Annotated in this window: 2 protein-coding genes; both read right to left on the minus strand. The window is 66.9% G+C overall.

All coding sequences use genetic code 11. The features are described from left to right. Positions 1-11 precede the first annotated feature (11 nt). Positions 12-551 (minus strand): IS630 family transposase, encoded by a 540-nt coding sequence (locus AC3EUJ_RS37115; protein ID WP_431969401.1) that lies wholly within the window; start codon positions 549-551, stop codon positions 12-14. A 5-nt stretch (positions 552-556) separates the two neighbouring features. Further along, the gene (locus AC3EUJ_RS37120) at positions 557-1,069 is read right to left on the minus strand and encodes a helix-turn-helix domain-containing protein (protein WP_431969403.1); all 513 of its coding nucleotides are present in this window, start codon (positions 1,067-1,069) and stop codon (positions 557-559) included. Positions 1,070-1,199 lie beyond the last annotated feature (130 nt).

A 1,199-nucleotide genomic window follows, 5' to 3' on the forward strand; every position in this document is an offset into this window, starting at 1 on the left:
CTAGTGGCTTGTCACGCAGCCTTGGCCGGGTAATGGGTCCAGGTGCGGATGGGTGAGTCAGGGGCGAGGTTGGTCTTCGGTTCGGCGCGTGCGTTTCGCCAGCGGATGTAGGCGTTGATGGCGGCGTTCCGCTCGCCGTGGCTGCGGTGGTCGGTGCCGTTGAGGGCGAAGTAGCGCAGGGCCGCGAACTCGGACTCGATCCAGTTCAGCCAAGAGCCGTAGGTGGGCAGGTAGACCAGCTCGACCCGGTGGGCTGCGGCCCATGCTCGGACGTTGGGGTGCTTGTGCGGGGAGAAGTTGTCCAGCACGACGTAGAGCTTCTCCCCGGGCCAGCGGGCACGCAGGGCCTTGAGGAGGCCGAGGAATTCCTGCCATCGCTTGCGTTGCCGGATGCGGTAGTAGATCTTGCCGGTGGCCAGGTCGAGGGCGGCGAGCATGTGCATCACGCCGTCGTAACGGTGGTAGGTAGCCCGGAGTCGGCGGGGCCTGCCGTGCGGTCGCCAGGCCTTGCCCTTGCGAGGCAGCAGGTTGCGCGGGCCGAACTCGTCCACGCAGATCACCCGGCCGTCGGCCGGGGCGCGTCGTACAGTTCCAGCACCCGGTGCATCTTGGCGATGAAGTCCGGATCGGTGGAGGCTTTCCATGTTGTGGTGGTCTGCCACGAGACTTTGCCGTCCCGCAGGATGCGGCGCAGTGTCTCCCGGCTGACGGCGGGCACGACGTTGCGGGTGACCAGGTGCTCGGCCAGTTTGGCCAGGCTCCAGGTGGAGAACGCGGTGATGCCCCAGTCGGCGGGGGACGTCCGGGCGATCAGGCAGATGCGCTCGCGCGTCTGGTCACTGATCGTTCTCGGGCGTCCCCCGCTCCATTTCGGGTCCAGCGCGTCGAACCCCCGCTCGTTGAAGGCATGGATGACATCCCGCACGTAATCCGCGCTGGCCTGCAGCAACGAGACGATGTCCTTCACCGTCTGGCCCTGGGCGGACATCATCACCACGATGGACCGCCGCAGCCTGACCGGGTCCTTGGAGGTCCGACCGATCCGCTGCAGACGCCGGCCCTCCTCCATGCTCACCGGCCGGACGAACACTCCCGGACGACGCCCCACAACCACCTCCAAGATCAAGCCCTGGAGACAGCCTGACCGCAGACCGACAGCCGATCAATTACCGGGCCAACCATCCGAGCCAAGCCACTAG

The organism is Actinacidiphila sp. bgisy160, assembly GCF_057707815.1.

Excerpts from the sequence above, each read along its gene's own strand:
- AC3EUJ_RS37120 (WP_431969403.1), bottom strand. The coding sequence starts at position 1,069 with ATGGAGGAGGGCCGGCGTCTGCAGCGGATCGGTCGGACCTCCAAGGAC.